General features: G+C 50.0%; 12 protein-coding genes. 1 reads left to right on the forward strand and 11 read right to left on the reverse strand.

Features of this window, described 5'->3' with window-relative positions:
- Positions 1-67: 67 nt before the first annotated feature.
- From QRY16_RS04380 to gmk, 6 genes are all read right to left on the reverse strand, one after another.
- The gene (locus tag QRY16_RS04380; RefSeq protein ID WP_289775787.1) at positions 68-1,441 is read right to left on the reverse strand and encodes a nucleobase:cation symporter-2 family protein; all 1,374 of its coding nucleotides are present in this window, start codon (positions 1,439-1,441) and stop codon (positions 68-70) included.
- A gap of 89 nt (positions 1,442-1,530) precedes the next feature.
- On the reverse strand, positions 1,531-3,609 hold the full coding sequence (recG, locus tag QRY16_RS04385) for an ATP-dependent DNA helicase RecG (protein ID WP_289775788.1): 2,079 nt from the start codon (positions 3,607-3,609) through the stop codon (positions 1,531-1,533).
- Positions 3,606-4,301 (reverse strand): tRNA (guanosine(18)-2'-O)-methyltransferase TrmH, encoded by a 696-nt coding sequence (gene trmH, locus QRY16_RS04390; protein WP_289775789.1) that lies wholly within the window; start codon positions 4,299-4,301, stop codon positions 3,606-3,608. Before trmH ends, recG begins: the two co-directional genes overlap by 4 nt.
- A gap of 3 nt (positions 4,302-4,304) precedes the next feature.
- Positions 4,305-6,410 carry a bifunctional GTP diphosphokinase/guanosine-3',5'-bis pyrophosphate 3'-pyrophosphohydrolase gene (spoT, locus tag QRY16_RS04395; RefSeq protein WP_193406304.1) on the reverse strand — a complete coding sequence of 702 codons (2,106 nt, stop codon included), beginning with the start codon at positions 6,408-6,410 and terminating at the stop codon, positions 4,305-4,307.
- 20 nt (positions 6,411-6,430) lie between these two features.
- Complete coding sequence (rpoZ, locus tag QRY16_RS04400) at positions 6,431-6,706, reverse strand: DNA-directed RNA polymerase subunit omega (RefSeq protein ID WP_193406303.1); 276 nt, start codon at positions 6,704-6,706, stop codon at positions 6,431-6,433.
- 54 nt (positions 6,707-6,760) lie between these two features.
- Positions 6,761-7,384 carry a guanylate kinase gene (gmk, locus tag QRY16_RS04405; protein WP_193406359.1) on the reverse strand — a complete coding sequence of 208 codons (624 nt, stop codon included), beginning with the start codon at positions 7,382-7,384 and terminating at the stop codon, positions 6,761-6,763.
- Between the two features lie 239 nt (positions 7,385-7,623).
- On the opposite strand from gmk, the gene ligB reads away from it, so the two are divergent.
- Entirely contained in the window at positions 7,624-9,363 is a 1,740-nt protein-coding gene (gene ligB / locus QRY16_RS04410) for an NAD-dependent DNA ligase LigB (RefSeq protein WP_193406302.1), read from the forward strand.
- Here the strand turns inward: ligB and QRY16_RS04415 are convergent.
- The 5 genes from QRY16_RS04415 to QRY16_RS04435 form a co-directional block, all read right to left on the reverse strand.
- Positions 9,301-9,918 (reverse strand): trimeric intracellular cation channel family protein, encoded by a 618-nt coding sequence (locus QRY16_RS04415; RefSeq protein ID WP_193406301.1) that lies wholly within the window; start codon positions 9,916-9,918, stop codon positions 9,301-9,303. The two genes, ligB and QRY16_RS04415, sit on opposite strands and share 63 nt — an antisense overlap.
- 1,008 nt (positions 9,919-10,926) lie before the next feature.
- On the reverse strand, positions 10,927-11,571 hold the full coding sequence (locus QRY16_RS04420) for an oligosaccharide flippase family protein (RefSeq protein WP_289775869.1): 645 nt from the start codon (positions 11,569-11,571) through the stop codon (positions 10,927-10,929).
- 81 nt (positions 11,572-11,652) lie between these two features.
- A complete protein-coding gene (locus tag QRY16_RS04425) occupies positions 11,653-11,919 on the reverse strand; it encodes a hypothetical protein (protein ID WP_193406300.1) in 267 nt (88 codons plus the stop codon).
- Positions 11,920-12,351: 432 nt separating this feature from the next.
- A complete protein-coding gene (locus QRY16_RS04430; protein WP_289775790.1) occupies positions 12,352-12,747 on the reverse strand; it encodes a polyketide cyclase in 396 nt (131 codons plus the stop codon).
- Between the two features lie 139 nt (positions 12,748-12,886).
- Positions 12,887-14,029, reverse strand: a complete 1,143-nt coding sequence (locus QRY16_RS04435) for an alanine racemase (protein WP_289775791.1) — start codon at positions 14,027-14,029, stop codon at positions 12,887-12,889.
- Between the last annotated feature and the right edge of the window lie 144 nt (positions 14,030-14,173).

Genomic DNA, 14,173 nt, shown 5'->3' on the forward strand with positions numbered 1-14,173 from the left:
GTTACAGCTCAACCGGCTGGATGTAAATCCGAATAAATAGCAGGCAGGTTATAACCTGCCTTAAGGCTTATTTTTCCTGGGGAAAAATCAGGTTCAGTAAAATAGCGGTAATCCCGCCTGCTGCGATGCCGGAAGAAAGCAGGGTTTTTAGCCAGGCAGGGGCAAACTGAAGGATCAACGGCTGCTGAGAAACGCCCAGACCAACCGCCAGCGACAGAGCAATAATCATAATGGCGCGCCGGTTAAGCGGCTCACGAGAAACAATGCGCACACCAGACGCGGCGATGGTGCCGAACATTACAATGGTTGCCCCACCCAGTACCGGTTCTGGAATATGTTGTACAAAGCCGCTGACAGCCGGGAACAAGCCGAGCACGATCAGCATCAGCGCGACAACAAAGCCCACATAACGGCTGGCCACGCCGGTCAGCTGGATTACGCCATTATTTTGACCAAAGCAGGAGTTCGGAAACGTGTTGAATAGCGCCGAAACAAATGAATTCAGACCATTTGCCAGCACACCACCCTTGAGGCGTTTCATATAAAGCGGGCCGCTGACCGGTTGTTCAGAAACATCAGAGGTTGCGGTTATGTCACCAATGGTTTCCAGCGACGTTACCATAAATACCAGCATCAGCGGGATAAGCAGGTTCCAGTCAAAGCCTGAACCGTAATAAAGCGGGCTGGGTACAGCGATCAACTGCTGGCTGGCGGGAGCTGAAACCTGGGGCAGCATATCCATTGTCCAGGCAAGCAAATAGCCAACCGCCATGGCAATGACCAACGATGCCACGCGCAGATAGGCATTTTTTTGTCGATTCAGCAGAATGATCACCAGCAGCACTGCGCCTGCCAGCAACAGATTCTTAGGTGCGCCAAAGCTGTGATCGTTCATCGCGGCAAAACCGCCGCCAATGGAAGTCAAGCCGACCTGAATCAGCGAAAGGCCGATAATCATCACTACAATGCCGGATACCAAGGGCGTAATGATGCGGCGCGCCAGATGCAATACGCGTGATAAAACCATTTCGGTGCAAGACGCTACCATCAACGTACCAAACAGCGCTGCCATCATCGTTGGCACATCGGCGCCGCCATTTTTCAGCGCCATGCCGCCCATAATAAGCGGTGTGACAAAGTTAAAGCTGGTCCCCTGAATCGACAGCAAGCCGGAACCGATGGGCCCCCAGGTCTTGATTTGCAGGATTGATGCCACGCCGGAAGCAAAAAGCGACATGCTAATAATGTGCTGCGTATCCTGAGCGGGCAGACCGAGCGCCTGACAAATAAGCAGAGCAGGGGTGATAACCGCAACAAACATTGCCAGCAAATGCTGGCAAGCGGCAAACAGCGTTTGCGGCAGCGGTGGACGATCTTCAAGACGATAAATCAGCTCACTTTGGCTGGCGGGAAGGGGGTTTTGCTGCGACTTGGTGGACATCTTTTACTGTTCCCAGAAAAATAGTGTGGCGATTGTAATCATCCGCGAGGCAAAAGCAATCGTTTGCCTCGCGGCGATAAAAATACAGATTAGACATTGGTATAACGGGCATTTTCCGGCAACCAACGTTCAATCAGGGCGCTGGCCTGTTCAGGATAATGCTGGTGGAGATGACGCGCTACACGCTGTACTTCTGGCACCATTGCCTGATCGCGTAGCAGATCCGCCACTTTAAATTCTGCATTGCCGGTCTGACGTGTGCCTAATAATTCGCCGGGGCCGCGAATTTCTAAATCAAATTGAGCAATAACAAAGCCATCGTTGCTGTCGCGAAGCACCTGTAAACGCTTCTGCGCGGTTTTGCTGAGGGGCGCTTTATAGAGCAATACGCAATGTGAAGCGACTGCGCCACGTCCTACGCGACCGCGCAACTGATGCAGCTGGGCTAATCCTAAACGTTCCGGGTTTTCAATAATCATCAGGCTGGCATTTGGTACATCAACACCGACTTCAATAACTGTGGTGGCAACCAGCAATTGCAACTCGTTAGCCTTAAAAGCCTGCATCACAGCCTGTTTTTCTGCTGGCTTCATGCGGCCATGCACCAGACCAATATTTAAATTGGGCAAGGCCTCCTTCAACGCTTCCCAGCTCGCTTCTGCTGCCTGTGCCTCCAGCAAATCAGATTCTTCAATAAGCGTACACACCCAGTATGCCTGACGACCTTCACGACAGGCGTGTTCGACACGGGTCATGATTTCATCGCGCCGGCTGTCGGGTATCGCTACCGTGGTTACCGGTGTGCGGCCTGGGGGCAGTTCGTCAATGGTGGACGTATCAAGATCGGCGTACGCAGTCATCGCCAGGGTACGCGGAATGGGGGTGGCAGTCATAATCAGCTGATGCGGATGAAAGCCTTGCTCTTCGCCTTTCTCCCACAGCGCCAGCCGTTGATGAACGCCAAAGCGATGCTGTTCATCAATAATCACCAATGCCAGGCCGTTAAACTGCACCTGCTCCTGGAACAGGGCGTGAGTGCCGACTACCATTGCCACCTCACCACGCGCTATCGCATCCTGTTGCGCCTGGCGAGCTTTACCTTTCTGCTTCCCTGCCAGCCAGCCAACTTCAATGCCGAGCGGCGCAAACCACTGGCGGAAATTATTCGCGTGCTGTTCAGCCAGTAATTCAGTGGGTGCCATCAGCGCTACCTGCTTGCCGTAAGCAATGACGTTGAGCGCAGATAAGGCGGCAACCAGCGTTTTACCCGATCCGACATCGCCTTGCACTAAGCGCATCATCGGAAAATCATTCGCTAAATCTTGCTCAATCTCGGCGACGACCCGCTTTTGCGCGTGGGTGGGCGAGAAGGGTAGCGCCGCTAGCAACCGATCGCTTAAATTATGGCGGGCGGGCATGGGCAAGGCGTAATAACGCTGGGCCCCGGCACGGACTGCCAACATGCTGAGATTGTGCGCTAAAAGTTCTTCAAGGATGAGGCGACGCTGCGCAGGATGGCGTCCGGCTTCCAGTTCACTGAGTTTCAAATCCGGCGGCGGACGATGCAAGGTACGTAATGCATCTGGCAGGCTGATCAATCCACCGCTTAATGCCTGCGGCAAAAGTTCGGCAATGGGGCAGCTTTCCAGCAAGGTTAACGCCTGATCGGTCAGGTTACGTAAGGTAGCTTGCCGAATGCCTTCGGTAGTGGGATAAACCGGCGTCAACGTTTCTTCCAGCGCTACATTACTGTGTTCACCCTGGATACGATATTCGGGATGGATAATTTCAGCGCCGCGCTGTCCGCGTTTGATTTCGCCATAAGCGGTAACACGACGGCCCGGCGCAAGGCCATTTTTCATACCGGCGTTGAAATTGAAGAAGCGCATTGTTAACACGCCGCTGCCATCGCTAATCTGGCAAACCATCATACGGCGACGCCCGAACGTAATATCGGTGTGCAGCACTTCGCCTTCTACCGTAGCCCAGATACCGGGTAGCAAATCATCAATGGCATAAAGTTGAGTCCGATCTTCGTAGCGCAGCGGCAGATGCAGCAACAGATCCTGGAGGGTGTGCAACCCCATTTTGGCCAGCTTCGCTGCCTGACTGGCGCCGACACCGGTCAGGGTGCTGAGCGGAATGGCATCCAGCAGGCGGCCTTTCATTTTTTACCTTTGGCTTGCATGGCGGCCCACCAGCCAACATCAGCTTCGACTTCGCCCTGGGAATTGATGTGTGGATAAGGCAAACCTTTCTGGTTAGCTACCCGGGCTAAGACCGGATAACCCCCTTCGAACAGCAGGCGCTGCTGTTCCGCTTCATCCAGCACGCTGTAATCGCGCTGATACAGGCCAGCGTTCTGTCGCTGACGCTGTGCTTCGTAAAGGATCAGGGCTGAAGCCACAGAAACATTGAGCGACTGTACCATACCGACCATAGGAATAATGATGTCCTGATCGGCCAGTGCCAGCGCTTCTGCGGTAATGCCGGTTTTTTCCTGTCCCATCAAAATGCAGGTCGGTTTGGTGTAATCAATGTCACGGAAATCTACGGCGCTGTCAGAAAGGTGGGTTGCCAGCACCTGCATCTTCTGGGCTTTTAGCTGTTTTACCGCTTCGCTTATGTTGCGATGCGTGACCACTTTAACCCAGCTATTACTGCCTGCTGAAGATGAGGCCTGGGTGCGCATACGCTGGCCTGGCCAAACGGCGTGTACTTCATGAATGCCCACCGCATCGGCGGTACGGATCACCGCTGATACATTATGTGGTTTATGCACCTGTTCCATACAGACAGTCAGATCATGCTGGCGTAAGGCCAGCATTTCCTGAATACGAGCAAAACGTTGAGCGTTCATGCACTAATTACGGTTGCGGTGAACTTTGATAACATCTGGCATCACGCGGATTTTACGCATGATATTGGCCAGATGGACGCGATCGCGCGCGGTCAGGCGAATAAAGGCGCTATAAACACGGCCATCACGCTCTTCGGTATTCAGGCTTTGAATATTGGAACCTGCAGTATTGATTGCCGCTGTCAGGTTGGCCAGCGCCCCCTGATGATTGAACATGTCGACCTTAATCTCAGCAACAAATTCCTGTTCGGTAACTTTGTCCCACTCAACCGGCATGAATTTTTCCGGTTCTTTCTGATAACCGCGAATGTTTCGACATGATTCGTGATGCACCACCAGCCCTTTTCCTGGGCTGACGTGCGCGACAATCGGATCGCCCGGAATGGGACGGCAACATTTTGCAAAGGTGATTAGCACGCCATCGGCACCTTTGATCGGTAATTTGCCACGCTTGCTGCTGCTTAGTGGCGTCATACCGGATTGCGTCAGATTTTTCGCGACCACCACGCTCATGGCATTGCCGAGACCAATTTCTGCCAGCAAGTCATCAAGCGAGGTCAACTTCATACGATCGATCTCTTGCCTGAAGTTCTCAGCAGGGACTTCCGCCAGCTTGCGGCTGCCGCCGAGCGCGTGGCTAAGCAAACGGCGGCCCAGGTTAACTGAGTCCTCGCGTTTGAGATTCTTCAGAAGCTGACGAATCTTGGCGCGCGCTTTCGAGCTGACGACAAAATTGAGCCAGGCGGCATTCGGACGTGCGCCCGGAGCGGTAATGATTTCGATAGTTTGGCCGCTGCTCAGCGGTTGAGACAGCGGATAAGGCTGTCGATCAACGCGTGCGCCAACGCAGGCATGGCCAATATCGGTATGCACTGCATAGGCAAAATCCACTGGCGTGGCACCGGTCGGTAATTCGACGATGCGTCCTTCAGGCGTGAACACGTAGATCTCATCCGGGAAGAGATCTGATTTCACGCTTTCGATAAATTCAAATGAACTGCCTGCGCTCTGTTGCAGTTCCAGCAGGCTTTGCAGCCAGCGTTGAGCGCGGATCTGGGCAGTGGTTCCGCTTTCACCCGCCTGTTTATAAGCCCAGTGCGCAGCGACACCCATTTCCGCCATCTGATCCATATCTTCTGTACGGATCTGCACTTCAACCGGCACACCGTGTGGGCCGATCATTGACGTGTGCAACGATTGATAGCCGTTAGCTTTGGGAATGGCGATGTAATCTTTAACGCGTCCAGGACGCGGTTTGTACAGGCTGTGCATCTGCCCGAGCACGCGATAGCAGGTATCCAGATCTTTCACGATAACGCGAAAGGCATAAATATCCATAATCGAGTGAAATCGCTGCTCCTTCAGGTGCATTTTGCGGTAGATCGAATAGAGATGCTTTTCGCGGCCGCTGACGCGGCAGGGAATACCGGCTTCCTGCAGGCGACCATCAATTTCAGAAAGTATCTTCTGGATCATCTCCTTACGGTTACCGCGCGCCGCTTTGACGACTTCTTTAATCACCCGATAGCGATTAGGATATAAGGCTTCAAAGCCCAGCTCTTCCAGTTCGGTTTTAAGGTGATGAATACCCAGACGGTGGGCCAGAGGGCTGTAAATCTCTAATGTTTCCAGCGCAATGCGGCGACGTTTATCTGGGCGCAATGAACCCAGCGTGCGCATATTGTGCGTGCGGTCAGCCAGCTTGATAAGAATGACGCGAATATCCTGCACCATCGCCATTATCATCTTGCGGAAGTTTTCTGCTTGCGCCTCTTTCTTGTCGCGGAACTTCAGCTTATCCAGCTTTGAAACGCCTTCCACCAGTTCGGCAACACTTTTGCCGAACAGCTGTTCCATATCCTGATAGGTTGCGGGCGTGTCTTCGATTACATCATGTAAAAGCGCGGCCATGAGCGTTTCATAGTCGAGCTTCATTTCAGCCAGAATACAGGCTACAGCGACCGGATGGGTAATGTAAGGCTCGCCGCTGGAGCGTGTCTGTCCCTCGTGGGCATCACGCGCAACAAGATAAGCTTGCTGGAGGCGCTTGATATGCTCCTCTGGCAAGTATTTTTCAATCAGTTGATTGAGGCTTTCAAACAGATACAAGGTTGACCTGCAGCTTGCTGTTAACGACGACCTTCAGCGATAGCGGTAACAGCTTGTAATTCAGCGGCTTCCTGCTCTTGCTGTTCCTGACGATCACGCACATCCAAAAGCTGATTAGTGACCAAACCTTCTTCGATTTCGCGCAGTGCGATAACCGTCGGTTTATCGTTCTCTTCTGGAACCAGCGGATCTTTACCGCCTACCTGCATCTGACGTGCACGACGTGCAGCGACCAACACCAGGTCAAAACGATTACCAACTTTTTCTACTGCGTCCTGAACGGTTACGCGTGCCATAGGTGTGCTACTCCACAGATGAAGAAATGACTGGGCATCATACTGAAACTGTATTCAGACTGCCAATAGTTTGCTGATTAAAGCATCATGACGCGCCTTCTGACGCGCCATGCGCAAACGTTCTGCGCGAATGATGGTTTTCAGATCGGACAGCGCCAGATCAAAATCATCATTCACAATTAAATAATCGTATTCGGCGTAATGGCTCATTTCTGCCACCGCCTGCGCCATGCGACGTGTAATAACATCTTCGCTGTCCTGACCGCGGCCACGCAGGCGGCGATCCAGCTCGTCTTTCGACGGAGGTAACACGAAAATGCTGCGCGCGTTGGGCATTTTGGCACGAATTTGCTGTGCGCCTTGCCAGTCAATATCAAGGAAAACATCCACGCCAGTGGCAAGGACTTGCTCAATTGCTTTGCGCGATGTGCCGTAATAATTGCCAAACACGTTGGCGTGTTCGAGGAAAGCGTCTTCAGCAATCATCTGCTCAAATTCGTGTTTTTCAACGAAAAAATAGTGTTCGCCATGGGCTTCGCCTGGTCGCATGCCGCGGGTGGTATGCGAAACAGACACCTGCGTATCATAAAGCGGCTGTGTCTTTAACAGTGCCTGAATCAGGCTGGATTTACCTGCGCCACTGGGGGCGGAAACAATATAGAGCGTGCCTTGAGCCATGGTTTTCTTGAACTGGATAATTGCGGAGTCGATTTCCTGCACAGTATACACAGCTTACTGTCAGCACGCAGCGTTTGCGCAGCGGTGGCGATAAACTTTTGCGTAGCGGCGCGCAACGAGAGGCTTTCATGATGTAACAGAAGGAGAACGCCTGCGTGGCATCCTTCATATCCGGTCATCACGCCTGGTTAAATGAAAAATAAAAGCGTTGAATGATGAAAACCGTCAGGAGACAGTGAATGAAACGGATTTTTATAATTTTTTTGGCGCTAATAACCCTCACATTTCCCGCCTTAAGTGCCGTATGTCCTGCCTGGACACCCATGCGTGCGCATAAGGAAATCAGCAGTCTACAACAGCAATTACGCCAATGGGATGATGCCTACTATCGACAAGGTCTTAATTCAGTGACTGATGCTGATTATGACAGTCTGCAATACCGACTAACGCAATGGCAGCAGTGTTTTAAAGGGCCTGATTACCAGCCACAGCTCCCTTCCAGTGGTGCCACACTCCATCCTGTCGCACATACCGGTATAAAAAAGCTACGCGACAAGTTAGCCGTGGCGTACTGGATGCGGAACCATAATGATCTCTGGGTCCAGCCCAAGGTAGATGGCGTCGCTGTTTCGCTTGTATACCGCCATGGAAAACTGGTTTCGCTTATCAGTCGTGGCGATGGCTTGCGCGGCGAAGAGTGGTTGATGAAGGCGGCATCGATCCCAGCCATTCCGCTAAATATTGACAGCGAACAAGACGAAGTCATTTTGCAGGGCGAACTGTTTTTGAAGATGTCCGGTCATCAACAGGACAGCGCTGGTGGAAAAAATGCCAGGGCACAGGTTGCAGGCGCAATGATGAGTAAACAATCCAGCCCATTGTTGAACGACATTGGCATTTTTATTTGGGGCTGGCCGGACGGACCAGCAGATATGGCGGATCGTTTACACCAGCTTACTCAATGGGGATTTACCCTGGCGGGCGAGTGGAGCAAAAGCGTCAGGAATGAAGATGACGTTGCTGACTGGCGTGAACGCTGGTTCCGTTCGCCGCTGCCGTTTGTCACTGATGGCGTGGTCGTTCATCAGTCATCTCGTCCTGCCGGTAAAAACTGGTTACCCGGAGAAGGTGACTGGGCGGTAGCCTGGAAGTATCAGCCACCAGAAGTCAGCAGTGAGGTGCTTTCCGTTGATTTTTCGATTGGGCGAACCGGAAAAATAGCGGTGGTGCTTAATCTGCAGTCAGTTCAACTGGATGATAAAACTGTCAGGCGCGTAAATATTGGTTCGCTGCGTAGCTGGCGCGAACGCGATGTCATCGCGGGAGACCAGGTTATTATCAGCCTGGCGGGACAGGGCATTCCCCGGCTGGAGCGTGTGATCTGGCGGGTGGCGGAGCGTAATTACCCGCAACCGCCAGATGCAGCATCTTTCACCCCGCTGAGCTGTTATCAGCCGACTCCTGATTGTCAGAAGCAATTTCTGGCAAGACTCAGCTGGCTCAGCCAAAAGTCCGTGCTGGATATTCCGGGGGTGCAACGCAGCACCTGGCTGCGCTTGATGAAAATTCCTGACGTGACACACCTGTTTGCATGGCTGACATTAACTTCCGATCAAATTGCCGCCACGGGGATTTCTTCCGAGCGGGCACAGCAGATTTGGCGCAGCTTTAATCTGACACGGCAACAACCTTTACGGCGCTGGATCAGTGCATTAGGCATTCCAGTGCCGCGCAAGGCGCTTGATGCGCTGACGGATAACAGCTGGGATACATTGCTTCAGCGCGATAGAGAAGCATGGCAGAGGTTGCCGGGTATTGGTGCGGTATTAGCGCAGCGCATTGTCTTCATGTTGCAGGATACCGGGCTGCGATCGCTTATCGCTTTTTTGCAGCAACAAAGTATACCTGCAACGTCATCAGTGTTCGGGGTGGGGATAATTGAAAATAGGCAGGCCGAGTCGAAAACGCAGCGCCAGTAAGCGGGCCAGGAAACCGAACAGAAGCGTAATAATGACTACGGCCTCATGCGGCAGCGGGGTTTTTAACAGCAAGATATACATCCAGCCAGCAGCAAACGCGATACCTGCATACAACTCTTTCTGAAAAACCAGCGGGATACGGTTGCAGAACATATCGCGGAGTACACCGCCAAATACGCCGGTAATCACTGCACTAATCGCAGCGATTATCATAGCGTGACCGGTATCTAACGCAACCTGAGCACCAATGATCGAAAATACAACTAAACCAAGCGCGTCCAACACCAGGAACACTTTACGTAAATGGGTCATCAGCGGTGCCACCACTGTCGTCACTACCGCAGCGGTGGCAACAATCATAATATATTCAGGATGTTTGACCCATCCGAGCGGATAATGGCCCAGCAGAATGTCGCGTACCGAGCCGCCGCCAATGGCAGTTACGGAAGCGATGATTATCACGCCAAACAGATCCATTTTTCGTCTTCCGGCAGCAAGCGCACCGGTCATCGCTTCTGCCGTAATACCAATAATATAAAGAACAGTAAGTAACATAACGGGCTCCAGAAAGTCGGCGGCAAGGCTACGGCGTTCACTACTTAACAGCTACTGATTTTTTTGGCATTTAATGAAATGATTAAAATTTTCTTATGCAAAAAGCAAAAAATATTTTTAAATTTAACGAGATAAACATCTCCGTATCTGTATTGGCTTAAAAAAATTGTATGTTTGATAAGGAGGGAAGGTTATGGCGTATAGGCAAATTAAGCCAGGCGTTTAATGTATTGCTCACAGATACAGCGTTTGGCTGACGATCCATCCTTTGGCTTGCATCATCATGTTTCCAGCAAACGAATGAAAAATGATACACCCGGTTTTTCAGATCGCTTTGCGGCTGTCAGTACACCAACGCGCCTGCGTCGGTTTCTCTCGTGCTGCTGGCGTAAACTGATCGTTAAACGATGCGTTTATATAACGCTATTTACGCCAGTCTTGACGGATAACCTTCATTTTTATGCAAATATATCGCTCATAGCCACGTTAACATAACGTATAAACTGCATACGCATTTCCCGCAATGCGATTAGTTGCCTGACATATCGGCTATTTCCAGACGATATAAGCCAATTTTCGCAGGGAAAGATTTTCTTGATTCGAACATTACCCTTGCGGCGGGATGTCAAAAAATGCTGTTAAGGCCAATGTGCTGCCGAGTCAGAAGGAAGGTTGAGTCGTTTTTACCAGACCACCAGCTCACTAATGTACCGCTTATGACATAAGCCTGCAGTAAGGGGGAGTAACAAGGTATTAAGCGTGATCGATAAAATGGTTAAGGCTTATAAGTTAAAGCTTTTACGTTGACTAAACATCGCGGCAAGAAAAAATCGACGGATTTTTATAGGATTAACAGGCTGGAATGGTCTTAGCTGAATTAAAAACGTAGCGCTGTGAAAAGCCACATACTCCGACATCAACCAGGGGTAAAAAGAAAAAGCGTGCTGATTAACAGCACGCGAACGCATCGTTTAGATGCCCAGAGCCCACCATACAGACTTGCTTTTATTATCCGTTTCTTGCGCGAATTTGAGAAAATGACTTTAGGCTAAAACGGTATTCAGGCTGGAACCATGAACGACCGTAGTAGCAATAGATCAACATACGTATTGAGGCCATCGCCATGTAACCCCAGATTGCGCATAATACCGAGGGTGTTAACCAAACAGTAAATAATGTTACACCAAGCCCTGCTAATACTGACGATGTTTCAGTAAAAGCAATGCGGGTATATTGTTTCTCACGCTGTAAAATTGCACGATAATGCTGACCCTGTGGGATAATAATAAATATCACTGAAACCATCTCTAGCATGACTGCCAGTTCGGGCTGGTTAAACATGCGGCTCAACAAATCGCCGCCGAGAAACAACACGGCACAAATTAACACGCCCAGCAGCATATTGCCCCAGTACAGGGTTGAAAGATCGTTTATCGACAGCATACGATGGCGAATGAGCGAGTTAGAAAAGCCGCGGTCAGCCAGCGTATCGATAGCCAGTAATCCAGTAACAGCAATGGCAAGCAGGTTTAATTCATTCGCCTGTAGAATTTGTGCTAATAAAGAAAGTTGTAATACGCCAATGCCAATTATTTTAATAGAAGAGAGAAGTGACCATTTTGCACTTGTGAGATTTCTTTCTCGTATCGCCATCATATGCTCGTTATGGTACATGTACCAGTGCGGAGTTATTCTTTGTGTCACGGCAAGCTGTGATTGCCGTGACACCGTAAATTAGTGCAATTTTTCTGGCCGAAGTCCTGAAATACCTTGCCAGGCTTGCCATGTTATTATTGATTCAATCAAATGGTGCTCAGATAAAAAATAAATATCCCTGGAATATTCACGATTTCTTGTAATGGCAGAGTCTCCTGCAGTTAACAAAAAATCTGACAAATCACGAATAAATCCTGTTGTAGTTGTGTAGTCTCCTGCCAGCATCCTTCCGGCTATCTCAACAAACTCTTTTTCTGTTAACAAAGGATAGGTTGAGCGGTCCATTATTATTTCCTGCTGTTATTTTTATGGATATTGCTGTGTGTGAAATGATTTATACCGTTTTTTATTTAAATTAACACCATAAGAAAATTCTGATTGCGCAAGCTCAGGAAAAAATGGTTTCACGCTATTCATGCTATTTATTAATTACTATAAAAATCCTTTATTAAATTTTGTGGGGATTTTTAACGTTAAAGGAAGAGGTTCCTTTTCATAAAATATGAAAAAGCACGCCAAATCAAACGATGCGGTTTACATCATGGGCAGGAACGCCAGGAATTTTCCGGGCGTCCATGCTTAAGCAGAACTGGCGAGAGGGTGAAAAACAGAAGGTAAGACTGATGATGTGTTAATGCATTTTTAAGTTAAAAAATTGAATTTTTTTTATTAACAACCAGAGAAAATTCAAGACTGGAAACGCATAGCCAACTAGTTTTATTGAGTAAGAATCGTATTAAGTTGCGCAAGATCATGCTTAATTTGTTGAATAGATTGTGAAAATTTTTCATCAGACATTAATGGCAGACAGTAAACCGTGCTCAGCACTTCTGCGCCGTGCGCGTTGGCGATTACCCGCATCGGTATGTAAAGTTCTTTGCCTGTTCCGCTGTCTACCCAGTGATCCATCACCCCGAATGGGTTATGAGAGGTGAAGCGAATCCTGACGTTACCGGATGGTCCTCGCGCCCGCCAATGATTACCCTCCGGTTCCGGCGTGCCGCTGCATAATCCAGTGGCCCATCTGGAAAAAAATTCCGGCTTCCAGATAGTTTCATAAAGATCTAACCAGTTACGCGCGATAGTGATGCTAATGGTTTGTGAGGGCAGCATGGTATCTCCTGACACGGACAGAAAAAGCCATTAAAGCATGAGGAGGATAAAGGGAAAATGTCACAACGGTAGAAGTGTAGAACTGGCATAGTTTTGCGTAAAGTACGGGCAAGCAGGAGCGCTGCCCGTCAGCAATAAATCAGGTAAAGTTGCCGCGAGCCGAAACAGATTCAACCTCGCCACAGCCATCCGCGTGACGTAAGACAAAACTGTCAGATTGCGCCATCACTGCACAACTGTGATTGGGAAAAATACGTAGCAGGCTGCCAATAGCAGGCCGAACGTTTTGCCAGACAAGAAAACCATGCTCTTCAGAAAGCTTACTAACATCATAGGTATTTCCCATCTCATCTACTGCTACGCCGAATCCGCTGGCGTTAGTGCCGTGCGGCCCTTTATCAGAGCTCAACATTTTTGATCCGGCATCGACAATGACGAAATGTTCATTTACTGCCACCACACGTGTAATGACGCTAAGCGCCAAATCATCTACCTGGCACAATCCCAGACGACAAGCGGTAAGATCGAGTAATGCATAATTTCCTGGACGGATTTCGTTTGTGCCTGGAACAACATCGGCAGCCAGCGCGGTGGGTGTCGACCCCACGGAGATTGGGCAAAAATCGAAACCAGCATTGCGAAGTTTTACCTGTAACGCATGCATCAGCTGTGCTTCTTGCTGCGCGATTATGCAAATCGCCGCAGCGTTCCCAGCCCCATAAGCGTGACCGGCGTGTGATACTAATCCGGCAAAGCGCAGCCCATATTCTTTAAGCGATTGTGCCAGTTGCAGCGCGTCATTGTTGTGTGGATTAATACCGATACGATGCAAACCTACATCTACCTTAATAATGACGCTAAGATCGCAATCGGGTTGCTGGCGCTGTGCTTCAGCTATCGCCGCGACGCCTTGCAACGCATCGACAATCAAAGTGATTTTCGCCTGATATTTCGCAGCCGTAAGAAATAGTTCAGCGATGCTCTCCGCCCGCACCACGGGGTAGGCCAGCAACAGATCGCGCTCTCCGCCCAGTAAAAAACTAACGCCTTCGCTTGGCTTCGAAACGGTTATGCCATGCGCACCTAATTCTCGCTGCCGCCGTGCGATGAACACACTTTTATGCGTTTTAATATGTGGCCGTAACGCTACGCCAGCCTCATCGGCTTTTGCCTGCATATGTCGAAGATTCTGTTCAAGCTGTTGTGCATTAATTTCGATGTAAGGTGTAAGGCGATCGTCAAAGAGGGGGCGTTGCCAGTTGGCTGCGCTGTTCATATCCATACGATATTCCTGCATTCGCTAATGAAAAACAGCTATCATTCATTAATTCTGGCTTAAACACCAGTAAGCCTTTGGGTGCCGTTTTCTGCCAGCCGCCACCTAAAGTTTCCATTAAAAAATTATCACCAGAGCGATAACTGAGCA

The organism is Mixta mediterraneensis (genome assembly GCF_030283135.1).
Classification (GTDB): domain Bacteria; phylum Pseudomonadota; class Gammaproteobacteria; order Enterobacterales; family Enterobacteriaceae; genus Pantoea; species Pantoea mediterraneensis.